The sequence below is a fragment of the Flavobacterium sp. N2038 genome (genome assembly GCF_025947185.1).
Taxonomy (GTDB): domain Bacteria; phylum Bacteroidota; class Bacteroidia; order Flavobacteriales; family Flavobacteriaceae; genus Flavobacterium.
Map to the genome: position 1 here is coordinate 965380 of NZ_CP110001.1, position 25539 is coordinate 990918.

Below are 25539 nucleotides of genomic sequence, written 5' to 3' on the forward strand. Positions count from 1 at the left end.
TATCGCAAAAATGATTATTTGTTTTATGTTAATAACGGAGTATCTAAAATACAGCTTTTAATATGTAGTTACTTTATGACTTTTTGTACTTCAATTTTATTTGGTTTGGTAATCTTTTTAAAAGGTAAATTATTTTGAAGAAACATACTTTAGAAATTAGCGGTATTCAGAAAAAATTTGGAGAACGGACAATTCTTTCGGATGTTTATTTAAAATGTGAAACTTCTGAAATTATTGGATTGCTGGGACGAAATGGCTCCGGAAAATCTACATTATTAAAAATTGTAGCCGGCCTTGAATCTGTTAATGACAGATGTGTCCGAATCAATTCGGTTTCTTTAAATACTAAAAATGTATTGATGAGCGAGGTTAGTTATCTGGATCAGGATCGGTTTATTCCCAATCATTTATCGGTACAAAAAGCAATTTATTTAGCAATTGAAAAGGAAAACAGAGCCAGTTTTTGTGAAGATGATTTTATCAAAGAGCTTTTGAAGAAAAAAGTAAGGCATTTATCAACTGGTGAAGCGCGCTATCTGGAAATAAAAATTGTGCTTTGGAATTCGTCTTTGTTTGCATTGCTTGATGAACCATATAATGGACTTTCTCCGTTGATGATCGAGAATATTAACGAAATGATTAAAGGCTGCTTAAACAAAAAAGGAATTATTGTTACGGACCACAATTATCAGAATGTATTAAAAATTGCAAATAAATTGGTATTGATAAAAGATGGAAAGACTCATCTGATAAAAGAAAAAGCTGAACTGGTTGAGAAAGGGTATCTTACAAACCAGTCTTTGATTGGATGATTTTTTAAGCCGTAAAAAGTTTATAGAATGGAGTATAGCTTAAAATGTTAAATTTTAGAATTAAATATATTAGGTCAGAACGTTCTGTTTTTAAATGAATGTGCTTTTATTGTTGTATTTTTTTATGTGATCTCTTTATTAATTAAGGAATAAATAAAACCGAAACAAATTGTTATGGTTACCTCTATTTTTAACAAGTGTTTATTGTACAAATTCTATTAATTCAAATAACTTTGGCGTTCTCAAAATGTTTACGATCAGAATAAGATTTGATAAACGATACTATTTTTTGCCCCAACAAAAAAGAAGGAAAAGGCTGTTTCGATATAGATTCGAAATGGCCTTTTCTAATTTAATGAATGTTTTTGTCTTTTAGTAAAAGAAGCTTGTAAGGATCTTCTTTAGTTCTTCTTTGTTTTCTATCTGACTCATGTGTCCGTCATCAAAGGTGATCAATTCTACAGTTGTATCCTCAATTTGTGTCAGACTATCTTCATAACTTAAAACAGGATCTTTTTTTCCTAAAATCAATAAAACAGGAAAACGGTTTTCTTTTAGTAACCACTCTCTGTCTTTTCGTATTTTCATTCCTTCCAAAGAAGCAACAATTCCTTGCAATGGAGTTTTAAGCGCTTGCTCTTTTACTTTTTCAATTTCTTCTGCTAATCGGGTTCTGTTGTTTTCGCTGAATAAATTGGCAATTGCAAGACTCACAAAACTTATGTAATTCTGTTTTACTGCTTTTATAGCGCGTGTTCGGTTAAGTTTTTTCTCGGTACTGTCTTCTTTAGAAGTTGAATTTAGTAAAACTAATTTTTGAATTTTCTGTGGATACAATTCGGCGAAAGCCAAACCAACATAACCGCCCATTGAATGTCCAAGAATGATGGTTTTCTCAATTTTTAAATGTTCCAAAACTTCGTTTACAACATTAGCGTTATCTTCCGTTTCATGAACGTAGCCCAGAGAGTCTGATTCGCCATGCCCTAATAAATCGATCGTAATTATGCGATATTTTTGGGAGAAGAAATCAATATACTCTTTCCACATTTTTTTGTTTTCCAAAAATCCGTGAAGTAAAACAATTGTGTTTCCAGTTCCTGAATCGGAGTATGATATTTTGGTGTTTTTATATAAAAGCGTTTTCAAAATGAAAGATTTTTTGTTTTGAAGTACAAAGCTAAGAAAGCTGAACTAAAATATCGCGGTGTCTTGATTTAATTGGGAAATCTTTAAAAGAGCTATAAATTTATTTATGACAAATCTATTTGTGAAATAATAAAAAATGGCTCTCGTTTCTGAAAGCCATTATAAATTAAAATCGGTTATCGCCATCCAAAAGATTTCCTAATCCGCCGAGTAAGCTGCCTTCGTCACGATTGTTTCCGCCAGATCTTGGTGCCGATGCAATAATGCGGTCAGCCAATCTAGAGAATGGCAGCGATTGTATATAAACCGTTCCCGGACCTTTTAAAGTGGCATAAAATAATCCTTCGCCGCCAAAAATAGAATTCTTGATTCCGCCAATAAATTCAATATCATAATCTACATCTTTGGTAAAACCGATAATGCATCCTGTATCTACTTTTAGGACTTCGCCGTGAGCCAATACTTTTTTGGCCATTGTTCCGCCAGAATGTACAAAAGCCATTCCGTCTCCTTCTAGTTTCTGCATGATGAAACCCTCACCGCCAAATAAACCGCGTCCTAATTTCTGAGAGAATTCTATTCCGACAGAAACGCCTTTGGCAGCGCATAAAAATGAGCTTTTTTGACAGATAAATTTACCTTGAAATTCTGTTAAATCAATCGGAAGGATTTTTCCAGGATAGGGCGATGCAAAAGAAACTTTACTTTTGCTGTTGCCTTGGTTTAAAAATGCAGTCATAAACAAGCTTTCGCCGGTAAGAACTCTTTTACCTGCATTTAAAAGTTTGTCAAACAAACCTGATCCCTGTTGCTGAGAACCGTCTCCAAATATCGTTTCCATCTGGATACTGTTTTCCATCATCATAAAACTGCCTGCTTCGGCAATTACAATTTCCTGAGGGTCTAGTTCTATTTCAACATACTGCATTTCTTCGCCAAAAATCTGATAATCTATTTCGTGTGCCTGCATGATTTCTAAGTTTTTTATTTTTAAAATTAGACAAAAAATGCTGTAGAATGTTACAGTCTTTAGCGTATTTCGGCTGTTTTTAAGAACATTATATGATTTTGTTATTTTAAATTAGTCTTAATTATGTTTTTTATTGCTTTAAATTCTATATTTTTGCACCGTTATTATATTTTATCAGAATGGCATTAGTTAGTGATTTGACCACCAAAGTATTATTTGAAACCGAAAAAGGATACAGTTATCAATGTGATTTGACCAACAGCATAATTATCAATTTTGTTGATACAGTGTCAAGTTATAAAATTCAGGATTTTTTGATTTTTCAAAGAAAGGTTAATAGTGTTGACATTCTCAATATGCTTTATGACTTATCTGATCAGTCAGATGCGCAGTTGATTGAAACTACCAAAAGAAATTTTTCCAGAAATCTTACCATCTGCGAAATAGTGCAGTTAAGAGATTTATTAAACGGAACTAAATTTACCCTCACTTTGCATTCTATGCTTTGCAATATGGTCAACGTAGAGCTTATTTAGATTCTTACTTAGATTAAATCCAAATTTTCAGGCGTTTAGAGTTGCCTGCTTTAATTTTTGTAATTTTACACGTATAAAAATTAAAGGTTATGAAAGATTTACTAAGAACAAGTACTTCATTAGTTGAAGGAATCGAAAATATATTGAACTTACAGGCAAAATTAGAAAGTGATGCTTCTAATAAATATTTAGCTATGGCTGCATGGTTGGATAGAAACGGTTATGCAAATACAGCATCTTATATGTACAAGCAAGCCGAAGAAGAAAGAGAGCATTTTCTAAAAGTTTTCAAATATATTACAGATATGGGAGGGATTGCAGTTACGCCATCTGTTCCGGAAGTGCAGCAGGAATTTGCTTCTTTTAGAGAAGTATTTGAAATTGCTTTGCAAAATGAAATTGCAGTTACTCAGGCGGTTAATAAAGTAATTGCAAAATGTAGAGCTGAGAATGATTATGCTACAGAAGATTTTATGATGTGGTATGTGGCTGAGCAAAGAGAAGAAGAGAAAAACGCAAGAAGAGCTTTAGAGCTTTTTGAACTAATCAACGGAAACGAAGCTGACGGAAAATTTCAATTGGATGTTCAGATTTCAAAAATCGGATAATAAACGATTTATATAATTTAAAAAGCCCTTAATATTATTAAGGGCTTTTTTGTTTTTAATCTTTATGATTTTAAGAATGAATTAATATCCGAGAAATATTTGTCTCTTGCATCAAGCCATCCGTAATGTTTGGAATGTTCTAATAAAATCAGTTTTGAGTTTGGAAAAGTTTGCTTTGCCAATTCGCCGATTTCATTGCTGATAATATCTTCTTTTCCCTGAATAATTAAAACAGGGTTTTTAAAATCTTTCAATTTGGCTTTGCAGTCAAAATTCATTTTCTGCATATCAGACCATAATAAACCATTGATTGTCGAATTTCCCTGAGTTAATCTTTCTGCAATAATAGGAACAAATTTCTGATCGTAAACATAAGCCGGAGCCATGGCACGGCCGCGTCCTAAACGAGCTTTATGCGAAGTATCTCCTTTTTCGATTTTGTCGTTCCAGTAATTCATAGAATCTATTTCAGTTTTAGAAAGATTAGATTCAATCAAATTTGGGCCTTTTAATAAAGATAAATCGACACCGCCAGATGATGATAAAACCAATTTATCAATACTATTTGGGTAAATAGTCGCATAATACGAACCTAACATTCCGCCAAAAGAATGCCCCAGAATATTCCATTTCTTGATTTTAAGATGTTTTCTTAATGATTCGATATCATCGGCCATTATTTTCATCGAAATGGTCTTAGCATCTAATTTTGAAAGTTTCGATTTCCCGGTTCCTCTTTGGTCGTAAATAATCGTTTGTTGACTTTCGCCCAGAACTTTCGCCATATCTTCAAAACCATTACTGTTCATTCCCGGACCACCGTTTATAATTAAAAGCGGTTCGCCTTTTCCGAATGTTTTGTAATACGTTTTACTTCCGTCATTATTTACAGCATAACCTTCAGTTTGGGCAAAAATAGTTCCCGCAACCAATAAAAAACCAAATAGAAAAATCTTTTTCATGATAGAATTATTCATTCATCAACGTTTCGATTTCCTCAGCTTCAACCGGAATATTTCTCATTAAGTTAAAAGGTTCTCCTTTTTCCTGAACGACAACATTATCCTCCAAACGAATTCCGAATTTCTCATTTGGAATATAAATTCCAGGCTCAACCGTAAAAACCATATTCGCTTTCATTGGTTCATGAAGCAAACCATAATCGTGCGTATCAAGTCCCATGTGGTGAGAAGTTCCATGCATAAAATATTTTTTGTAAGCTGGCCATTCCGGATTTTCGTTTTGAACATCGGCTTTGTCCAATAAGCCTAAACCTAATAATTCAGAAGTCATTATTTTACCTACTTCAACATGATATTGTTTCCAAAGCGTTCCCGGAGTAAGCATTTTTGTAGCTTCGTTTTTAACTTTCAAAACGGCATTGTAAACTGCTTTTTGGCGATCAGAAAAACGTCCTGAAACCGGAATTGTTCTTGACATATCACTTGAATAATTAGCATATTCTGCAGCAACGTCAAGCAAAATCAAATCTCCTTCTTTACATTGTTGGTTGTTTTCGATATAATGCAAAACATTAGCATTGTTTCCAGAAGCAATAATTGGTGTATAAGCAAAACCTTTAGAGCGGTTACGGATAAATTCGTGAGCCAATTCAGCTTCGATTTCATATTCTGTAACATTTGGTTTTACGAACCCTAATAATCTGCGGAAACCTTTTTCTGTAATATCACAAGCATGCTGAATCAAATCGATTTCTTCGCTTTCTTTTACAGAACGAAGTCTTTGTAAAATTGGGTTGCTTTTTGCCACGTTGTGAGCTGGATAACGCTCTTTCCACCATTTTACAAAACGAGCCTCGCGTGTTTCAGTTTCAACAGTTGCGCGGTAGTGTTCGTTTGTATTAATATACATGGTATCGGCATACGTCATCATTTCGTTCAAAACTTTATGAAAATCCTGTAACCAATAAACTGTTCTAATTCCCGAAACCTGAAAAGCACGTTCTTTAGTTAGTTTTTCGCCTTCCCAAACTGCGATATGATCATTGGTTTCTTTCAGGAAAAGCATTTCTCTTTGATGCTCATAAGGCGCATCCGGAAACAAAAGCAAAACACTTTCTTCCTGATCTACACCACTCAGGTAAAAAATATCTCTATGTTGTGCAAACGGTAAAGTACTATCGGCACTAACCGGGTAAATGTCATTTGAATTGAATACGGCAACAGAATTAGGTTTCATTTCTGCCATAAATTTTTTGCGGTTTTTTACAAAAAGAGCGCTGTTTATTTGATGATATTTCATAATAACTTAGTTTTTGAACTTTGAATTTCAAAATTAGTGATTTTTAATAAGTGGCGTACAGTTGATTTATTAAAGTTTTCTTATTTGTCTTGGTTCTAATTTTTAGCCACAGATTATACTGATTAAAAGACTTTTTTGAATTAATAATAGATCGCAATTCTGGCATTTCAACGAATAGAACTAGTTGTAGCGAAAATTATCAGACAATACTTTAAAAGTTAAAATTTTGAATTTTATGGAGAAATGTGGTTTCCCGTAAAGAAAACGTTTTGTAAAAAGTAATATTTGCAGCAGATAAACTAATCCATAATTATGAAAACAAAAATTTACCAATTTACCCTATTGTTTTTTTCTCTTTTAATGTTCTCATGTGCTTCTGAGGAAAGCTTAAGTTCCGAAAATACAATTCAGTCTTTTAGTATTACCAAAGAAAGTATCAAGAAAGAATTTACTATTGGTGAAAGTTCAATTACTGGCAAAGTTGAAAGTACATTTGAATTAACCGATATAACCATAGCCATTTCAATCCCGAAAGGAGCAAAAATAAGCCCGGATCCAACTACGATTAAATCGATTAGCGGCCCTTTGGCTTTTGCAGTTACAGCCGAAAATGGAGAAATCAAAAATTATACTGTAGATATAAACAGAGAGCCAAGTACAGATAATTTTATCTTAGAATTAAATGTTAAAACTCTAAATCTTTCATTTAGCGCTGATATTAATAAAGAAACAGGATTGATAACAAGAAGAATTCCAGAGATCAATGATCTAAAAAACTTAAATGTCGAAGTGAAGTTTTCAAAACATGCTACTATAACACCAGATCCTAAAACTATAAAAGATTATTCTTTGCCAGTAAATTTTACTGTTAAGTCTGAATCTGGAGTAGAAAAAGTTTATCAGGTGAAATTACAGCATATGGATATTAGTATATCAAGATCATGTTCTGAAGCAAATGCATGGAAATGGTTTGGTGGTGATGACAGAACCAATGCACCAGATATATTAGCTTACGATAGAAATGTAGGAACTGGGCAAACTGTAATAGTTGATAAAAATTTAGTTCCTTCTACTTTTAGAATTCATCTTGCTGAAGGATTTTCTTATGATCAGGAAAGACAAGAGTATAATAAACCTGTAACGTTGAAATTAATTGTAAGAGATGCAAATCTTAATGTTTTAGCATCTACAACTACAGAAGTTTCAGGACAATTCAATGGAGGTTTTATTCCGTTTGATCTGCAAAAGTTAAATCTTTATTTAGAAGCTAATAAAGTATATAGTTTTTATTGGTATTTAGTTGACGGAGAAAAATTAGGTATTTCTGCAAGTAGTTCTGGTAATACAAATGCCGGATCTGGATTTTGTTTTAATACGGGATATTCAGGAGAGTCTAAAGTTAGTGCAAAAACTACTCTTGAAGATTCAAAGGTTTGGTACAAACATGAATGGCATTTTAATATAGAATTAGAAGGTAAAGAATAATTCTAGAGAAACCGAAGTTAATTTAACTTCGGTTTTTTTTATAAAGTACATTTTAATTAGTGATTTTGTCTCATGTAGATTATTTAGCAGATTTTAGTTGTATTATCTTGTCTTTCAAGGTGGTTTTGTAAAGTAAACCCGACAGGTTTTTAAAACCTGTCGGGTTTGTAGATGTTAAATTGTATCCACAAAAAACCGAAGCTTGAAATTGAACTTCGGTTTTTTCTTTAAAATATGTACTTTGATTATTTCTTATCTAGCAACTTCTCCAAATAAGCAGCTTTCTCTTTTTCAACCTGAATCAATCTTTCGTAAAGTTGTTCATTTTTATCAATAGCTTCAAGAAGTTTATCCAATGGATTAAAAGTACATCCATAACTTATTACTGAAGAACCAGTATTGTTTTCTATTTCGATAGTATTTCCAATAATATTAAAAACAGCGTCTTCAGAAAAGTTTTTAATTACTTCAGGTGTAACTCCCAAAGCTTCTGCAATTTTCTTTAGTTTTTCTTCATCAACACTTTCGCTTCCTTCAATAATAGAGATAGATTGCTGGTTTGTACCAATTGCAATAGCAAGCGCTTCCTGCTTCATATCTCTTAGTTCTCTAATTCGGCTAATGTTTCTGCCGATATGTTTTGGTTTTACTGTGCTCATGATTCAAAGATATTTAAAATTCTTTTACATTTTTGATCTATGTAGAAAACAAGATTTTATTTGTGAGATACAAATTTTAAATCTTTTCGGGGTAAAAATACAACTTTTCTGACCGTTGTTTGATTTTGAATGTAGAATTGTGTAATCTTGATAGTAGAAAAAATCAAGTTCGATTAATACCAATAAAATGCAGACTTCCAATTTCAAATTAGTTACAATAGCCGAAATCAAAAAACAATATCCTTTTTTAACTGAAGATGAAAAGTTTGATTATTTTGATGATTGGCAAGACAAAGATTTTTTTCTAGCAGCAGATGGAGATGTCAATTTTGAAGGAAATTTCTATTTAGACCTTTATGAAGATAAAGAGAAAAAATGGTTGGCCAATTTGCTAAATCTTCCAATAAAAAAGATCGAAGAAATAAGAATTGAAGGCATTTTTATAAATGGAGATTTTTCTGCAAGCGGTTCAATTATTAATGCCGAGGGCGATTATGGACCGTATGTTTTGGTAAACGGAAATATTAGCTGCCAAAGTTTATTGCTAGGCGGTGCCAATGTTGAAATAAAAGGAAACATCGAAGTAAAAGAAGTTGTGATGACCTACTATAATCATGGTAATTTTAATTGCTCAGGTTCCATAAATTCTCCGGTTTTTATTGTTAACGATCATAATACAACATTCGCAGAAAGAAAAAATAATCTGTTTTATTATAGTGACAGAGATGAAATTGACCCAAAAAACGAATGCGAATATAATGATGAAACAGACGAAGAAATTATCTCAAACGAACTTCAAAAGTTATTGGATAATCCATTAATTGAAACTTTTGAAGAATTAGAAAGAGAATTAGCAATGGGCGAATTAATTCTAAAACAAAATAATCCATCGGCTAAAACTTATGAATATTGGCGTGATCGCGTTTTGACAAATTACAGAGATCTAAAACTTGTTCCTGAAGAATTTAAAACCGAAGAATTATGTAATTTGGCCTTAGGTATTACTTATCATGCGTTGCCTTTTGTCAATGAGGATTTAATAACTTCTGAACTCTGCGAGAGATTAGTCAGCAAAGATGGTTTTGCGATTCAGGTAATTCCTGATGAGTTTATTACAAAAGAACTTTGCTTGAAAGCGGCCGAAAAAGGTACAATGCTAAGATTAATTCCGTCAGCATATTATTCTGAAGAACTGATTCTGTTAGTTTTTAAAAACGGAAAACATCAACCGGATATTAACGATGTTCCTTCTCAATTTATTACAGAAAGCCTTTTAGAAGAATATGTAAAAATAGGAAAAGGACTTTGGCTTGATAAAGCGTGCAAAGAAAACGGAATTGATAAATTACAGGTTTTAAAACAAGTAATAGATTCTGGAATAGAATATTTGGATAACATTTTTGGAAATCATTTCAGTAAAGAAACCGTTGAATATGCTTTTTCGGTTCATAAAAATCAGGAGGAGTGGAGTAAATATGTTCAGAAGTATAAACAGAAATTTGAACGTATTGGGTTGAATGAATATTTGTAATTTGAAAATGGATGACGATAAAATAAAAATATTAAGAAGTAGAATTTCGATTCCTTTAAATACTGCTTTTAGTCTTTTAAAAAAGAATAATGGCGATGTGTTATTGTGCGAAAAAGAATTTCATGACAATAATATTGGTGAAATCTGTTTAAAGACCGAATGTGATTATGAAACTGCGAAGAAAAGTTATGAAGTCAGCAATCTTGATATTATAAAAGCAGTCGAAAGAATAAATCAGAAGCAAGTAACAATCACAACTGGAAAAGCTAAAGATTCGAAAATTGGATTTGTTTTATGGCCGGAAAATGCAAATGGGGAATTTTATAAAACAGAAAAAAGGAATGATGTTTTTATTCCTACAGAGGATTTTGATATTGTTTTAGAAGAATTTAAATCCGTTTATCCAATACGAAATCCCTGGAATAACTTGGTTGAAGATGAATTTGATGTTTTAGGGAATAATTTTTTTGATAACAAAACCTGTAAACAGATTGTGGAAAGAATAAGTAAAATACAAAGCAATGATCAACAAGTACAAAACTTTCTTATTGAACTGATTAATTGGTTAAATGATAAATTGATTTATGCGGATTATATTGTTGTTTATGGTAATTTGTAAATTAGTATGAAACCAAAAATTAAAATCAGAAAAGTAGAAAAACAAGACTTAGATTTTGTTTACAAAGCAATCTGCGAACTCGAAAATGAAATTTTAGATTTTGAAGTTTTCGAAACAATTTTCAATGAAAATATTTCAAACCCGAAAAATCTTTATCTGATTGCCGAAAACGAAAAGGAAGGTTTAGGTTTTATTAGCTTTCATACCCAAAATCTGCTGCATCATTGCGGATTGGTTGGTGAGATTCAGGAGTTTTTTATTCATCAAAAATATAGAGGCCAAGGCGTTGGGCGATTATTGATAAATGAAATTTTAAATTATGCAGAACAACATAATTTAAAAAGCATTGAAGTAACGACAAATAAAAAGCGAGTTGAGAATGTAGCGATTTATGAGAATCTTGGTTTTACTTTGAGTCATAATAAGTTTACGATTTATAAATAAATGCTAAAAACTAATGTCAGAAAACCATAAAAAAGTAGAATGCAGTAATCATGGACTAAGAAACAATGCCTTTGTATGTCAGCACTTAGTAACCTCAGAATTTACAGGTTTTTGGGAATCGTTTGATTCAGATCCGACAAAGATATATAGTAATGATGAATTAAATGCCTGGTGCGATGAATGCGATAAAATACTTCTTGAACAAGGAGAATGGAACGATATATCTGAAGCATTTGCTGGAATAAAACTTATTTGTGATGTGTGTTTTTTTGAAATGAAAGAGTTAAATAGTGGTTCGAGTAATTATAATTCAAAATGAAACAACTAAACACATACATAAAACAGAATCTAATAATAGGTTTATTCTTTAGTCTATGGATTTTTATTTTTGCTTTCATCATAAAACCTTTTGATTACGGTACTATAAATTTCAGAGCTTGGTTTTTCATAAGTTTTGGGTTTAGTGTAATGGCTTTTTTGTGTTATGGTGTTTTGGCAATTATTTAAAAAAGCTTCTGTAAAAGAATTAGAAAATGGAATAATAGTTTTGATATTAGACCTGACAGGTTTTTAAAACCTGTCAGGTCTCTATTTAAATTCGAAAATAGTATTAAAAAAGGAGTCAAAAGTTCTAAAAATGAAACAACTAAACATATCCATAAAACACAATCTAATAATAGGTTTATTCTTTAGTCTATGGATTTTTATTTTTGCTTTCATCATAAAACCTTTTGACGACGGTACTATAAATTTTAGAGCTTGGTTTTTTATTAGTTTTGGGTTTAGTATAATGGCTTTTTTGTGTTATGGTGTTTTGGCAATTATTCAAAAAATCTTTTATAAAAGAATCAGAAAATGGAATATTAGTTTAGAAATAGCGGCCATTTTACTCTTTCATATACTATATTTAATTGGTGTTTTTGCTTTTTACAAAAGCCCAATTCTAAACGGCGGTTATAATTTCTCAGAATTCTTTTCGGTAATATTTATAAAAGTGGCGCTAATTTTAACTCCCGTAATTATTCTCGCAAGAAGATATTTAATAAAACTAATTCCGGTAAAAGATGATATTTTAGTTTTTAGAGGAGAAAACAGATTGGATATTCTAAAAATCAAAAAAAGATTTGGTTTGCATTTCAAATGCTCAAAATTATGTTGAGATTTTTTATCTCGAAAATGATAAACTTCATTCAAAACTTATTCGAGCTTCTCTCAAAAAAATACACGACGATTTCGGTTTTTTAGTTCAAATTCACCGTTCACATTTAATAAATCAGATGCATTTTAAATCCTGGCGAAATTCAAATACCATCATTTTAACTCAAATTGAACTTCCGGTTTCTAAAAATTATAAAGAAACACTTTTGATGTTGTAAATTTCGTACCTAAAACAAAAGGTTTCGTACCAAAGTCAGTAAAACGTGCCATTAAGCTGGTTTTTAAAAATAGTTTTGCTTCATCAATTTTTAAAATAAATTATGAAAACAAAACATTTTTGCCTGATCGGGTTATCATTTTTTCTAGCCAGTTATTTATTATTTTCTAACATTTTGCCGAGTTTCAATACTTCGATAGATTTTGCGCATTGGTTTAATCTAATTGGTGCTTGTTTTTTATTGTCGTTTAATGATGCATTTCCAAAAAACAAAATAAATACTATTGCTTCTGTATTGACAACTTTGGGCGTTATTGCACATATTGGCCTCTGTACAATTGATTTTATAATGTCAAGTTACGGAAATAATGAAATTGCAAAAGAAGCATTAAGTCAGCAAATCAGTAATTCGCCAGAGATTTTTTATCCATTTGTTGCTATTGGTCCATCGTTGCTTTTTCTTGGTTTAGCGATTCATACCTTTACTTTTATTAAGACAGAAACTATGAAGTCTTTGATGGTAATTGTTGGTTCCGTTGGAGTAGGGTTTTCTTTTTTTGTTTTGAGAAATGGAGTTTGGATGCTTTTGAGTTGTATAGTTTTTGTGTTGGGATTAGGGTTGTTGTTTTATATAAAAGAAAAAGTTTTAAACGAATAAAAGTGATATTTTTAAAATTGGAACTTTTGTTTTAATTCGTATTTTCGTTTAATAATTCAGAATTTAAAAGATTGAAAAAACATCTAAAATACCTAATTGCACTCTTTCTCGCTTTTGTCGTGATTGCGGGTGATGGTACTTTGTATTCTCAATCTAAATCGGCTGAATATTACCAATCTTCATTTGTAGTTTTAAGAAGAGAATTAAATCTCAAGAGTTCTCGTTTATATAAATTTGGGCAAGTTGTTTCTTGTGGTAAGATAAGATTTTCGATTGTTTTGAATTTTCTTAAAACCGAAAATGTTTTTACTTTTCAGATTAAGAAACTTCTGAAATTGCAAAATCTGCTTCATCAAAAATTAAGTTCATTCATAAAACAATCTGTTTTTATAAATGAAATAATCACTTCAAAACACTTTAATAAAAGTTTATACAGCGCTTAAGAAAATTTATTTTTCTGTGGCTTTATGCGATTTCAAAGCATAAGATGATACAATAATGTCTAATCATTTATCATTTTCAAAATGTATAAACAAAATAAAAACTCACGCTTGGAGCAATCTGAGCGACCACTTCTTCATTGGATAAAAAGAAAATTTGTAATTGTAATAACGGCCTTTATGCTAGGAATGGCAAACGGAATGCATACTGAAGACACCCGAATTAAAGGAAATCAAAATTATACCGAACAGCATAAGAAGGATTGACTTTATTCCGACTTTATAAGTTTGTAAAGCTGGTTTTACATGCTATTTTTTAAATAACCGAAGTAAATTGCTTCGGTTTTTTTGTAGAATTGAGAGAGTTAAGATTTTTAATGATAAAGATAATAAGTTTGATGTGGCTGTAAATCAAGCAGATGTATGTTTGGTTTTTAAAAGTTAAAATTGGATATATTTTCTGTCAAAAAAATAAATTGTAACTCCTAAATGTTAAATTTTTTTTAATAGTTTTGAGCAATTTCCTACACTACCACTAAACCTTATTATGGATAAAAAAACAAGATTTTTTAAAACTGTATTGTTGCTTCAATTTATTCCGGCTCTTTTACTTGGAATTTTAATTTTAATGAATTTCAGAAGTCAAAAACTTCTTAACATAAGAGGATTTCATCCATATGAGTTTAATTACGGACATGCGGTTCCGTTACTTTTTTTTGTTATTGCTTGTCTTGCAGCAATTATAGGTGTCTTTTTCAAAAAGCAAGATATTTTAGAAAATGATGCCGACACTCAAAAACAGAATCGTGCCAGAAACTTTTGGAAGTTTGCTTTTTACTGCAACATCTTTTTTTTATTAATTATTTCTGTTTTTTCTGTAGCACTTTCTCGTAAAGATCCATTCATTATAGATCAGGCCGTGTTTTTTTATAGCTTGGTTTTTTCCAGATCTCTTCTTGTTGTGATAGTAAGTTTATTATTGGCTTCTTTTTTACTGGCGACCGGAATTTATTGGAAAACAAACAAGACAATGGGAGTTGTTATTCTGGTCTTCGGCTTTTTTATAGCTAGTATAGCATTAGCTTATGAAGCTGCTTTTGTAATCAACTTTATGGAAGCTTCGGAAAGATACAGATATCAAATGGAGTCAAAAGAGGTTTCGGCAGCTAATGTTGAAGAAACAGGAGATTATGACGAAAGTTATGATAATGATGAAGAAATTGACGGAGAAGAAGAATCGAAATTGATTTCATCCTGGAATTCATTAATTGGAGATTGGGGCGGTCTTGAGGGGAAGTATGATTTTTATGACGTTAGACTTTTAATGAAGCGAAGCTTAGATGATCATATTACAGTTAATGACCACTATTATCTTGTTCAGTATATAGATGATCTGAGAAAAAGCCCTGACGAACTCTATTCAGGATTTGAGAATTACAGATCAGTAGTCTACAGTGTTATTTCGCCTGAAGTTTATCGAACAGCCAATTTTGATAAAATCGTTGAGGGGTTGCTTTTAACTTATGATGATATGGGCTCAGAAAATCAAAAATTGGAAGAAATTTATAAAGCGATGGATATACCTGATGATGCTGAAGGGCCAACTATGGAAGGGTATTTTTCGCAATTTGAGACTTATTTTTCTTTTCAAACCATTAAAAAACTTCGGGATTACAAATTAACCAATGGCGATGAGTTTCACGATTCTGATTTGATATGGTTTTATAGTTTTTGGGCCAGAAGAAATCATGAAGGAAATGCAAAAGAAATTGCTATAATTTTAAATGAAATAAAAGAACATTATAACAAAACACAAGAATGATAAAGTCATACAAAATAGTTCTAATAATTCAAATTGTAATAATACTGATTGGGTTTTTTGCATTCAAAAATTTCTACTATTCAGATTACGAACAGATTGAAAGAACTTTGGTGTTAATCTTTGGCTTTTTGGCCTTAGCCATATCGGCATTTTCTGTATTGATCCAAAGAATAATAGTTGGGATTATTGATTCGGATTCGACAATTGAGGAAGTTAATAATCAGACGCCAAATGACAAATTTTGGAGAAATTCCTTTTTTATCACTATCATTCTAGGTGCTTTAACTCTTATTATATCTATTGTTGGTCTTTGTTCAGAAATTGAAATAGGAGTTAAGAATGGTGGTTTTATGTCTGATTTTTTTGCTTCATTACTGATTTTAACTATTTCTAGCATAACGATCGGCCTTTTGTTAAGAGTAAGAGAATCGATAAATGAAATAACAAAGTTTTTTGGATTTTTAATGGGGGTCATTTCAGTAATTATTTTTTCAGGATGTTTATTTGTAGTTTCAAGCGAATCTTTATGGGTAACTTCCTATGGTAGTGATAGTTTATATGGTATTGTTCAGAATTTATTTAAAAAAGAAGATTCTCAAATAGGAACCTTACCTCAAGTTGCAGTTGTAGATGAATCTTCAGCTGCAGTTGCAGGCGAAAGTGAGAGCGAAGGAGAGGGTGAAGAAGAAGAATCTGATTATTATGGTTTTAATGAGATGAGTTTTCCTGATGTTGAAACAGAGGGATATTTTAAGAACTTGTTTAATGATGAAAAATACGATGATGCTAAAGCTCAGGATTTAACAAAACTATTTTTGTCAGGTTTTTTAGAGTTAGAAAAAGGTCAGTCTTTTATGCAGCTAAGAAGAGCAGCTGAAAGAGGTTTCTTTTATGAAGAGTATGATGAGATAAACAAAGTTGATAAGAAAATACGAAGAAATCCTGAGGCAATTAGAAATACATTTGATAGTTATAATGTATTGCTGTATACCTTCTTGTCTCAAAAAAATTATTACGATTCGAGTTTAAATGAAATAGTAAACACGCTTATAAGTAGTCATGATGATATTTATAAAACTGAAAATCCGGAAGAATCATTAGATAAAATGTATAAAACAATGATTTTTGGTGCTAAAAAGGAGTTTCCAGAATATTATTTTGATAATTTAAGTCCATATGCCTCAGAAAATGTGTTGAATTCAATAAGTAAAAATGCCGAAATGAATTCGGAAAGAGATAATAATGAGGTAAGTTACAGTTCAAAGTTTAGTACTGTTTGGATCTATAGCTTTTGGGCAAGAAGATATAAAGAAAAAAATATTGATGTTGTGTATGAGATTTTAAAAGAAATTAAAGAGCATTATGAAGATAATTGATACTCACAAAAAAAACCGAAGTAAATTACTTCGGTTTTTTTGTGAGTTTTGGAATAGCTATTGGGATGAAATTTAATCGATCCATTTATAATATCGAGCTCCGGTCAAGACAGGAATTTCTTTTTCAATTCGGTCTAAAATCCATTCATTTTTAGGAGTTCTGATACTTTGTTTTTGTTCTTTCTTGTGAAGACTTTCATAAGTATTGAAGTCAATTTCTACACTTTCTGCTAAATTTTCAAAAAGCTTTACATTTTGTAAAGCCGATTTCCATTCTGGCTGAATCGTTCCTTCAAAAACTTTCGATTTTGACCCGCTTCCGTAAGCTAAGAAACCGAGTTTAGTTCCTTCAATTTCTTTTTTAGTATCGTAAAAATGAGCTAAAGTCGACAATAATCCCATGAAAATAGAACCAGTGTAAAGGTTCCCAATCAAAGAAGAAGCCAATTCGGCAGGCTGTAATTTTTCAGTTACAAAACTTCTATAGGCATCAGATTTTGCTACTTCTTTAATTTTTGTCTGATAATCGGCTGGTGCAATATCGTCAGCAATGATTTTTTCAGCACTGTCTAAAGCGTAAATTTCGGATAACATTCTGCGTCCTTGGAAAGAATAGGGTAAATGCATTACAATACTATGCCAAGTGTTGTATAAAGTTTCGGTTGCGTTTTTTAATTTCTTGAATGAAAAATAAGCATTACGCGTACGATCCATATAACATTGGTTTGAATATTGACCGTCAAAAACAGGCTGATCTTTATGAATTTCGATTTCGGCTTCTAAATTGTCAAACCAGGGATCATTACTTTCGTTCTTTGTAATTTCTTTTTTCGAAATACTTCTGTAAGGTTTAAAGAAGTCAAAAACTCCCTTTGTGCTCGTTGCCCAATTGTCATCAAAAGCTATGATTTTTGGATTTGAAGTTACTAACATTGCAACGGCGCCGGCACCTTGTGTGTATTCCCCTGTAGAGTTTAGATCGTATTTTGCAAAATCTGTCGCAACCACAATCGCTTTTTTAGTCGGATTCAGTTTGACGAAATCAAGACAGTTTTGCAGAGCGTCAACACCACCAATGCAGGCAAAAGTAAAATCGACAACATCGCATTCGGCTAAAACATCTTCGCCAAATTTTTGTTCCATTAAATTAATTAAATAGGAACTGATTGGCTTAGAGCTGTCGATTCCACTTTCGGTACCAACATAAATCCGGCTTATTTCGTTTAAGTTTATTTTAGTATCGATGATTAATTTTGTCAAAGCGTTTGCTCCAAAAACTACTACATCCTGGTGAACGTCTGGTAAGGTCATTTTAAGTAGTCCAAGACCTTTTTCTAATTTTTCCGGTTCAATATTTCGGGCAGTTGCCAAAGTTTTTATAGGCAAATGTATGTTGGCTACATCAAAAGAAATAGCGTCAATTCCTGTTTTCATTCTTAATTTTTTGAGCGGCTAAAGGTAAAACTATGTTATGGAATGACAATTTTTTGCTTTGATAAAATTGAGAGCCGGAAGCACTTTTGAAGAAAACAAATCAAAAGTTTGAATAAAATAATAATATCATAAATTTTCGGGAGTCTTTATACGTATTGAAAATGAGGTCTAAGAGGCAGAGAATGGCTTGTTATACTAAATTAAATGTTATTAACAATATTTTTGTACGTAAAAATACGTATGCATTTTCTATTTTAAAATGATTATAAATAACAGCGAAATGGTTGTAGTTCTTTTGTATTTGAGTTATTTTTGTGTAATTTTTTAAAACAAACTACTTAACACTTATGGCACAATCTGCACAGTTGAATGCTTCCATCTTAAAGAAAGTGGCTATGGCTCTTTCGGGAATATTCTTAATCACGTTTTTAGCGCTGCATGTTTCCTTAAATTTTATTTCTATAATTAGTGAGAACGTTTTCAACGAAGCTTCTCATTTTATGGGTTACAATCCGCTGATACAATATGTAATGCAACCAGTTTTGGCATTCGGAGTAATTTTCCATTTCGTAATGGGATTTGTATTGACCGCTCAAAACAGCGCTGCAAGGCCAATTGCGTATGCAAAATACAATGGAGCTGCAAATGCTTCCTGGAGTTCAAGAAATATGATTATTTCCGGACTAGTTATTTTAGCATTCTTAGGATTGCATTTTTATGATTTCTGGTTTCCTGAGGTTACTTACAAGTATATTGCAGGTACAGCTCCAGATGCAACAAGGTATTATGGTGAGTTAGTTCATAAATTCCATGATCCAATCCGTACAGGATTATATTGTGTGGCTTTTGTGCTTTTAGGTTTCCACCTTTGGCACGGATTTGCATCTTCTCTTCAATCTATGGGGATGCATAACAAGTACTCTCGATTCTTAAGTAAAGTTGGTTATGGATTTGCGGTTATTGTACCGGCACTTTTCATTATCATTGCTTTAGTTCATCATTTCAATAATTAATAATCAATTATAATGGCATTAGATTCAAAAATTCCAAACGGTCCTATAGCGGACAAATGGACAAATTATAAAGATCATATTAATTTAGTAAACCCTGCTAACAAACGTAATTTAGATATTATCGTTGTTGGTACAGGTTTGGCTGGAGGTTCGGCTGCGGCTACTTTGGCAGAGTTAGGATATAACGTAAAAGCATTTTGCTTTCAAGATTCTCCACGTCGTGCGCACTCAATCGCAGCACAAGGAGGTATCAACGCAGCAAAAAACTATAAAGGTGATGGTGATTCAATTTACAGATTGTTTTATGACACTGTAAAAGGAGGTGACTACCGTGCACGTGAGGCAAATGTTTACCGTTTGGCTGAAGTTTCTGGAAATATTATTGACCAATGTGTTGCTCAAGGTGTACCATTGGCTCGTGAATATGGCGGACTTTTAGATAACCGTTCTTTTGGAGGAACTTTGGTTTCTCGTACATTTTACGCACAAGGACAAACGGGACAACAATTATTGTTAGGAGCTTATTCTGCAATGAACCGTCAAATTGGTCGTGGAAAAATTAAAATGTACAACCGTCACGAAATGCTTGACATTGTAATCGTGAACGGAAAAGCGAGAGGAATTATCGCTCGTAACTTAATCACTGGAGAAATAGAAAGACATTCTGCTCACGCAGTAGTAGTTGGTTCTGGAGGATACGGAAACGTATTTTTCCTTTCAACAAATGCTATGGGAAGTAACGCAACAGCAGCTTGGAAAATTCATAAAAAAGGAGCGTTTTTCGCAAATCCTTGTTATACACAAATTCACCCAACATGTATTCCGGTTTCAGGAGATCACCAGTCAAAACTGACTTTGATGTCTGAATCTTTACGTAATGACGGTCGTATTTGGGTTCCAAAAAACTTGGAAGATGCAAAAGCAATCCGTGAAGGAAAGAAAAAAGCAACTGATTTATCTGAAGACCAAAGAGATTATTTCTTAGAAAGAAGATATCCTGCTTTTGGTAACTTAGTACCTCGTGACGTTGCATCTCGTGCGGCTAAAGAAAGATGTGATGCTGGTTTTGGAGTTAATAAAACGGGTGAAGCAGTTTACTTAGATTTCGCAGCGGCAATTAAACGTTACGGAACTGAAGATGCTTACGTAAAAGGTTTAGATGATAAAGATGCTGCTTTGGTAACTAAATTAGGAGCTGCAATCGTGAAAAGTAAATACGGAAACTTATTCCAGATGTATTACAAAATCGTCGACGAAGATCCTTATACAACACCAATGATGATTTACCCAGCGGTTCACTACACAATGGGTGGAACTTGGGTTGATTATAACTTAATGACTACAATTCCGGGATGTTTCTCAATTGGAGAATCTAACTTCTCTGATCACGGAGCAAACAGACTTGGAGCTTCTGCTTTAATGCAAGGTTTAGCTGATGGATATTTCGTATTGCCATATACTATTGGAGATTATTTAGCTCCAGATATTAAAATGGGGGAAATTTCTACAGACTTGCCAGAATTCGTTGAAGCTGAAAAAGCAGTTGTAGATCAAATCAATAAATTTATCAATAACAATGGTAAACATTCTGTAGATTATTTCCACAAAAAACTTGGAAAAATCATGTGGAATAAAGTAGGTATGGCTCGTAACGCTAAAGGTTTAGCCGAAGCTATCGAAGAAATTGCTGCTTTACGTGAAGAGTTTTATAAAGATGTAAAAGTTCCTGGAAACGCTAACGAATTTAATCAGGAATTGGAAAAAGCAACTCGTGTTGCCGATTTCTTAGAATTAGGAGAATTGTTCGCAAAAGATGCTTTACACCGTAACGAATCTTGTGGAGGTCACTTCCGTGAGGAGTACCAAACAGAAGAAGGAGAAGCACTTCGTGATGACGACAACTTTGCATACGTTGCAGCTTGGGAATACAAAGGAAAACCAAGTGATGCAGTATTACACAAAGAACCTCTTAATTACGAAAACATTAAATTAGTTCAAAGAAGTTATAAATAAGAATTTGGTCGAAAGCCCAAAGTCTTAAAGTCAAAAGGCAAAATGTGCCAAGCGACTTTCGACTTTCGACTTTATGACTTTCAAACGAAAAAGGTATGAAACTTACATTAAAAATATGGCGTCAAAAAAACGCTCAAGATAAAGGAGGGATTGTAGAATATCCTATTGATGGAATTGAACCAGATATGTCTTTCCTTGAAATGTTAGACGTTCTTAACGAAGGTTTAATAAACAAAGGAGAAGAGCCAGTAGCATTTGACCACGATTGTCGTGAAGGAATCTGCGGGATGTGTTCTTTATTCATCAACGGAGAAGCGCACGGACCAGACAGAGGTGTTACAACTTGTCAGTTACACATGCGTATGTTTAAAGATGGTGACACGATTTTTATCGAACCATTTAGAGCAAAAGCTTTTCCAGTAATTAAAGATTTAGTTGTTGATAGAACTTCGTTCGATAGAATTCAACATGCAGGAGGATTCGTTTCTGTAAATACTTCAGGAAATACAATTGATGCAAATACAATTCCAGTTAATAAAGATGATGCAGATAAATCATTTGATGCTGCTGCTTGTATTGGTTGCGGAGCTTGTGTTGCAACTTGTAAAAACTCTTCGGCAATGTTATTCGTTTCTGCAAAAGTTTCTCAATATGCATTATTACCTCAAGGTAAAGTTGAAGCAACTGATCGTGTATTAAACATGGTTCACCAAATGGATTTGGAAGGTTTTGGAAACTGTACAAACACCGGAGCTTGCGAAGTAGAATGTCCAAAAGGAATTTCTCTTGAAAATATCGCACGTATGAACCGTGAATATTTAGCAGCAAGTTTGAAAGGATAATACATCTTTTAAATAAATTAAAAAAGCATCTGTCATCTGGCAGATGCTTTTTTTTTGTAACCTATTTGAAATGCAGTTTCTCAAAAAATATTTGCGTGAATTACGTACATTTGTAAGAACTAAAATGTATTTACATGAGCAATGATAGTGAAGTAGCAAATTATAGCAAGGAAGAGCGTAAAAATCATATTTTAAAAGAGATAAACCTGCATACGCGCGTAAGTTTTGAAACCTTATCAGCGAAATTAGGTGTTTCTGAAGATACAGTTCGTCGCGATATTAATGAACTTGAATCTGAAGCTCTTTTGATTAAAGTGAAAGGCGGAGCGATGGCGAAAGGATATCACTATTCTTCATCAAATCAAACTTATGCTGTTGAATCAAAACAGCTCATTGCTCAAAAAGCCGCAGGACTTCTCCATGATGGGATGGTTTTGTTAATTGATGGCGGAACTACAATCAGAGAATTTATCCGTTTGATACCAAATGATTTGAATCTTACGGTCTTTACTATTACAGCACTTTCGGCAGTTCAGCTTTTAGATAAACCCAATATAAAAACGATTATGATTGGCGGAAGTATTTCTTCTTATAGCCAAATGTGTGTGAGCGGGGATGTATTTCATCAATTAGCAAACATAAAGGCAGATTTGCTTGTTTTTGGTACAAATGCTTTAGATGTTGAAGGTGGATACTCGGATTCTGACTGGGAGACTGTTCAGGTGAAAAAAGCAATGATTAAAGCTTCCAGGAAAACGGCAATCCTTACTATTTCAGAAAAGCTGAATACAGTTTTAAAAATGAAAATTGCCAATTTATCCGAGGTTGATTATATAATTACTGAATTAAATCCTGACGATGAAAAGTTACAGCCTTACAGAACTCCGGATCTTGTTATTATTTAAAAGTGCCATGATTTTTTGACAGCTGATTTTGCTGCATCATTATAAATTTGAAATATGAAAATTGCCTTAATACAATCAGATCTTTATTGGGAAAAACCTTCAGAGAACAGAAAAAATTTTGAGATAAAGATAAATCAGATTGATTCTGATGTAAATTTAATTGTACTTCCCGAAATGTTTTCAACCGGATTTACGATGAATGCATTAGAAGTTGCAGAGGAAATGCAAGGCGAAACAATTCATTGGATGCAGTCTGTTGCTAAAAAAAGAAAATGTGCTCTTACAGGGAGTGTGATTATTGTTGAAGAGGGGAAGTTTTATAACAGGATGCTTTTTGTTTTTCCCTCGGGAGAATTTCAATATTACAATAAGCGACATTTGTTTTCATTGGCAGGAGAAGATAAATTTTATACTGCGGGAAATCAAAAAGTAATTGTTGATTATTTAGACTGGAAAATCTGTCTGCAAGTTTGTTATGATTTAAGATTTCCGGTTTTTGCCCGTAATGCAGAAAATTATGATCTGCTTTTGTATGTTGCTAACTGGCCTAAAGTTCGTACCAATGCCTGGGATACGTTGCTAAAAGCACGTGCGGTAGAGAATCTAAGTTATGTAGTTGGTGTTAACAGAGTTGGTCTGGATGCCAATAATTACGAACATATTGGGCATTCGCAAGTGATTGATTTTTTAGGTAATTATATTTTACAACCACAAGAAGCAGAAAATGTTTTTGTGGTTGAATTAGATAAAAATATAATGCTGGAAACACGAAAAAAACTTGATTTTTTAAGTGACAGAGATTTCTTCGAAATTAAAATTTAAAAGGCTTTTCTTTTTTTCTCTTCGTCTTTTTGCTTTTTCTTGTCTGCTTTCTTTTCGACTTCAGGACTATAAGGTATGCTTAGGTCAATTGCTTGGTCAACATCCCAATTAGATCGCACATCAACACCTTTTTGAAAATAGAAGACCTCTTCAGAATATGTTTTGCTTAAGAAATTTCCGGTGTCGTAAATTTTATTCTTGTTATCATCGTAAATAATTCGAACAGTAAATTCTTCAGGTGCCAGTAAATTGAACTCGATTTTAGTATTACCTTCAGAATATTCAGAAGCAATTATATTGTCTCCTTTTTTATTCAATAGTTCAATAATGATAGGAAAACGTTTTACATTCTGTAGATTCATTACCAGATTTCCGTAATCTTCTAATTCTTTTGTAGATAATTTATAAGATAAAGTATCATTTGATTTTTCGTAGAAATCAGTTAATGCTCCCGGGAAGAAGGTAATCTTGTATTTTTCCAGAGGTTCTTTTTTGAAGTCTAGAGAGTATTTTTGTTCAAATTCATCGTATTCTGTGGTAAAATCTACCGCAACAGAATCTTTATTGATCAATCTTATTTTTGATTTGTCAAATTTAACCAGCGGAGTAGCAGATTCTAATGTGAATTTATCTCTAAAATTTAGAATACCATTTTGTAATGCCGTAATATTTAAAGTGTCTTTTTTCTGATCCTTAATCTTTATTGTAAACTTTTTATCATAATTAGGAGCACTTGTTTCTACTGTTAAAGAATCTGCTTTAAGTGGTTTGTACCAAATTTGAAGTGAATCTTTTTTAGGAAACTGAGTAACGATAGTCTCCAGAACTTCTGTGTTGTTTTTAAGCGTAATTTTTGGCTTAGAAAGCTTGAAGTTTTGTTTGCCATCATAAGGAAGGTAAAGTCTGTTCCCGGACGCCTGAACTGGTTTGAATGTTTTTAGCGGTAAAGTTTCTTTGAATAACTCTAATTCAAAAATAGTATCATTTGGTACGGTAATAGGGTGTTTAATAAAGCCTATTTTATCGTCTTTAGGGTTGAATTTATTGTTGCTGTTTTTGTCTTTCATTGCCACCAAAAGGTATTTTCCAGCCTTAAGGTTTTCCAGTTTAAAAGTTCGTAAACTGTCTAATGTATTTGTGATATATCTTGGAGATTCTTTGTAAACGGCAGAATCTTTAAATTTATCATTCATTTCATACAACATTACAGAAACAAAATTATCGACATTCTTCTCATGAGAATCCTTAACAATTCCCTGAATTGAAAGGGAGTCAATATAAGATCCTGTAGAGAAAATATATTTAAATTGATTAATTGGATTTCCCTCGTTATTGTCTGCAATGCTTTGTCCAAAATTAAAACTGTAAGTTGTATTTGGCTGCAAGGTGTCTTTGATCTTGATACTTATAAATTTACTTGCAGTAGTAGGTAATATAAGTGGCTCATATTTCATTGGTGGTGAAATAATAAGCTGTTTATGTATGTCTTTAAGCTTTACATATTCATCAAATGTTAATACAATTTCATTTGCTTTAAAATCTGTTGTAAAATTTTTAGGTGTGCTTGATCTTAAAACCGGAGCCAGTGTATCTTTTAATCCGCCAGTAATGCTGCCTCTTTTGGCGCAGCTCATCATTAATAAAACGAATAAAAATGAAATGTATTTGAATTTGCTTTTCAACATAGCGGTCTTTAAATTTGATTGCACAAAATAACAATTATATTTGCTTTAATCGAAATTTTTTATCCTTTTATTAGGGTTT

At 32.4% G+C, this 25539-nt stretch carries 27 protein-coding genes; 20 read left to right on the forward strand and 7 right to left on the reverse strand.

Features of this window, described 5'->3' with window-relative positions; translation table 11 throughout:
• The first annotated feature begins 134 nt into the window (after nt 1-134).
• The gene (locus OLM51_RS04205; protein ID WP_264553152.1) at nt 135-812 is read left to right on the forward strand and encodes an ATP-binding cassette domain-containing protein; all 678 of its coding nucleotides are present in this window, start codon (nt 135-137) and stop codon (nt 810-812) included.
• A gap of 372 nt (nt 813-1184) precedes the next feature.
• On the opposite strand, the gene OLM51_RS04210 is transcribed toward OLM51_RS04205, so the two are convergent.
• Entirely contained in the window at nt 1185-1961 is a 777-nt protein-coding gene (locus OLM51_RS04210) for an alpha/beta fold hydrolase (protein WP_264553153.1), read from the reverse strand.
• A 166-nt stretch (nt 1962-2127) separates the two neighbouring features.
• Nucleotides 2128-2931, reverse strand: a complete 804-nt coding sequence (locus OLM51_RS04215; protein ID WP_264553154.1) for a TIGR00266 family protein — start codon at nt 2929-2931, stop codon at nt 2128-2130.
• 179 nt (nt 2932-3110) lie between these two features.
• Between OLM51_RS04215 and OLM51_RS04220 the strand changes: the two genes are divergently transcribed.
• Together OLM51_RS04220 and OLM51_RS04225 are read left to right on the forward strand one after the other, a co-directional pair.
• Nucleotides 3111-3467, forward strand: a complete 357-nt coding sequence (locus OLM51_RS04220; protein ID WP_089057086.1) for a hypothetical protein — start codon at nt 3111-3113, stop codon at nt 3465-3467.
• Nucleotides 3468-3556: 89 nt separating this feature from the next.
• Nucleotides 3557-4075 (forward strand): ferritin, encoded by a 519-nt coding sequence (locus tag OLM51_RS04225; protein ID WP_264553155.1) that lies wholly within the window; start codon nt 3557-3559, stop codon nt 4073-4075.
• Nucleotides 4076-4137: 62 nt separating this feature from the next.
• Here OLM51_RS04225 and OLM51_RS04230 read toward each other — a convergent pair whose 3' ends face one another.
• Nucleotides 4138-5052 (reverse strand): alpha/beta hydrolase, encoded by a 915-nt coding sequence (locus OLM51_RS04230; RefSeq protein ID WP_264553156.1) that lies wholly within the window; start codon nt 5050-5052, stop codon nt 4138-4140.
• The gene (locus tag OLM51_RS04235) at nt 5045-6337 is read right to left on the reverse strand and encodes an aminopeptidase P family protein (protein ID WP_264553157.1); all 1293 of its coding nucleotides are present in this window, start codon (nt 6335-6337) and stop codon (nt 5045-5047) included. The genes OLM51_RS04230 and OLM51_RS04235 overlap by 8 nt, the downstream gene beginning before the upstream one ends.
• A gap of 312 nt (nt 6338-6649) precedes the next feature.
• Between OLM51_RS04235 and OLM51_RS04240 the strand changes: the two genes are divergently transcribed.
• A complete protein-coding gene (locus OLM51_RS04240) occupies nt 6650-7822 on the forward strand; it encodes a DUF5018 domain-containing protein (protein WP_264553158.1) in 1173 nt (390 codons plus the stop codon).
• A gap of 245 nt (nt 7823-8067) precedes the next feature.
• Here OLM51_RS04240 and OLM51_RS04245 read toward each other — a convergent pair whose 3' ends face one another.
• Nucleotides 8068-8481 (reverse strand): helix-turn-helix domain-containing protein, encoded by a 414-nt coding sequence (locus OLM51_RS04245; RefSeq protein WP_264553159.1) that lies wholly within the window; start codon nt 8479-8481, stop codon nt 8068-8070.
• Between the two features lie 187 nt (nt 8482-8668).
• Here OLM51_RS04245 and OLM51_RS04250 point away from each other — a divergent pair, with 187 nt between their 5' ends.
• The 11 genes from OLM51_RS04250 (at nt 8669) to OLM51_RS04300 (ending at nt 16746) form a co-directional block, all read left to right on the forward strand.
• Nucleotides 8669-10012 (forward strand): polymer-forming cytoskeletal protein, encoded by a 1344-nt coding sequence (locus OLM51_RS04250; protein ID WP_264553160.1) that lies wholly within the window; start codon nt 8669-8671, stop codon nt 10010-10012.
• 7 nt (nt 10013-10019) lie between these two features.
• Complete coding sequence (locus tag OLM51_RS04255) at nt 10020-10631, forward strand: hypothetical protein (RefSeq protein ID WP_264553161.1); 612 nt, start codon at nt 10020-10022, stop codon at nt 10629-10631.
• Between the two features lie 6 nt (nt 10632-10637).
• The gene (locus tag OLM51_RS04260; RefSeq protein WP_264553162.1) at nt 10638-11075 is read left to right on the forward strand and encodes a GNAT family N-acetyltransferase; all 438 of its coding nucleotides are present in this window, start codon (nt 10638-10640) and stop codon (nt 11073-11075) included.
• Between the two features lie 13 nt (nt 11076-11088).
• Nucleotides 11089-11394 (forward strand): hypothetical protein, encoded by a 306-nt coding sequence (locus OLM51_RS04265; RefSeq protein ID WP_264553163.1) that lies wholly within the window; start codon nt 11089-11091, stop codon nt 11392-11394.
• 318 nt (nt 11395-11712) lie between these two features.
• A complete protein-coding gene (locus OLM51_RS04270; protein WP_264553164.1) occupies nt 11713-12234 on the forward strand; it encodes a hypothetical protein in 522 nt (173 codons plus the stop codon).
• Nucleotides 12200-12451, forward strand: coding sequence for a LytTR family transcriptional regulator DNA-binding domain-containing protein (locus OLM51_RS04275; protein WP_264553165.1), 252 nt, complete (start codon nt 12200-12202; stop codon nt 12449-12451). Before OLM51_RS04270 ends, OLM51_RS04275 begins: the two co-directional genes overlap by 35 nt.
• Before the next feature lie 102 nt (nt 12452-12553).
• Entirely contained in the window at nt 12554-13108 is a 555-nt protein-coding gene (locus tag OLM51_RS04280; RefSeq protein ID WP_264553166.1) for a hypothetical protein, read from the forward strand.
• A gap of 71 nt (nt 13109-13179) precedes the next feature.
• Complete coding sequence (locus OLM51_RS04285) at nt 13180-13551, forward strand: hypothetical protein (RefSeq protein WP_264553167.1); 372 nt, start codon at nt 13180-13182, stop codon at nt 13549-13551.
• Nucleotides 13552-13632: 81 nt separating this feature from the next.
• A complete protein-coding gene (locus tag OLM51_RS04290; RefSeq protein ID WP_264553168.1) occupies nt 13633-13815 on the forward strand; it encodes a hypothetical protein in 183 nt (60 codons plus the stop codon).
• A 280-nt stretch (nt 13816-14095) separates the two neighbouring features.
• The gene (locus tag OLM51_RS04295) at nt 14096-15370 is read left to right on the forward strand and encodes a hypothetical protein (RefSeq protein WP_264553169.1); all 1275 of its coding nucleotides are present in this window, start codon (nt 14096-14098) and stop codon (nt 15368-15370) included.
• Nucleotides 15367-16746 (forward strand): hypothetical protein, encoded by a 1380-nt coding sequence (locus OLM51_RS04300; protein WP_264553170.1) that lies wholly within the window; start codon nt 15367-15369, stop codon nt 16744-16746. The genes OLM51_RS04295 and OLM51_RS04300 overlap by 4 nt, the downstream gene beginning before the upstream one ends.
• A gap of 72 nt (nt 16747-16818) precedes the next feature.
• Here OLM51_RS04300 and OLM51_RS04305 read toward each other — a convergent pair whose 3' ends face one another.
• Nucleotides 16819-18180, reverse strand: coding sequence for a hydroxymethylglutaryl-CoA synthase family protein (locus OLM51_RS04305; protein ID WP_264553171.1), 1362 nt, complete (start codon nt 18178-18180; stop codon nt 16819-16821).
• A gap of 347 nt (nt 18181-18527) precedes the next feature.
• Here OLM51_RS04305 and OLM51_RS04310 point away from each other — a divergent pair, with 347 nt between their 5' ends.
• The 5 genes from OLM51_RS04310 to OLM51_RS04330 all read left to right on the forward strand — a co-directional run bounded on the left by OLM51_RS04310 (nt 18528) and on the right by OLM51_RS04330 (nt 23775).
• Nucleotides 18528-19193, forward strand: coding sequence for a succinate dehydrogenase cytochrome b subunit (locus tag OLM51_RS04310; RefSeq protein WP_213260260.1), 666 nt, complete (start codon nt 18528-18530; stop codon nt 19191-19193).
• 12 nt (nt 19194-19205) lie between these two features.
• Nucleotides 19206-21206 carry a fumarate reductase/succinate dehydrogenase flavoprotein subunit gene (locus OLM51_RS04315; protein WP_264553172.1) on the forward strand — a complete coding sequence of 667 codons (2001 nt, stop codon included), beginning with the start codon at nt 19206-19208 and terminating at the stop codon, nt 21204-21206.
• 95 nt (nt 21207-21301) lie between these two features.
• Entirely contained in the window at nt 21302-22048 is a 747-nt protein-coding gene (locus OLM51_RS04320; protein WP_264553173.1) for a succinate dehydrogenase/fumarate reductase iron-sulfur subunit, read from the forward strand.
• 134 nt (nt 22049-22182) lie between these two features.
• A complete protein-coding gene (locus OLM51_RS04325) occupies nt 22183-22953 on the forward strand; it encodes a DeoR/GlpR family DNA-binding transcription regulator (RefSeq protein ID WP_264553174.1) in 771 nt (256 codons plus the stop codon).
• A gap of 54 nt (nt 22954-23007) precedes the next feature.
• On the forward strand, nt 23008-23775 hold the full coding sequence (locus OLM51_RS04330) for a nitrilase family protein (protein WP_264553175.1): 768 nt from the start codon (nt 23008-23010) through the stop codon (nt 23773-23775).
• Here OLM51_RS04330 and OLM51_RS04335 read toward each other — a convergent pair.
• Nucleotides 23772-25460, reverse strand: coding sequence for an Ig-like domain-containing protein (locus OLM51_RS04335; RefSeq protein WP_264553176.1), 1689 nt, complete (start codon nt 25458-25460; stop codon nt 23772-23774). The genes OLM51_RS04330 and OLM51_RS04335 overlap by 4 nt on opposite strands.
• Nucleotides 25461-25539: the final 79 nt, after the last annotated feature.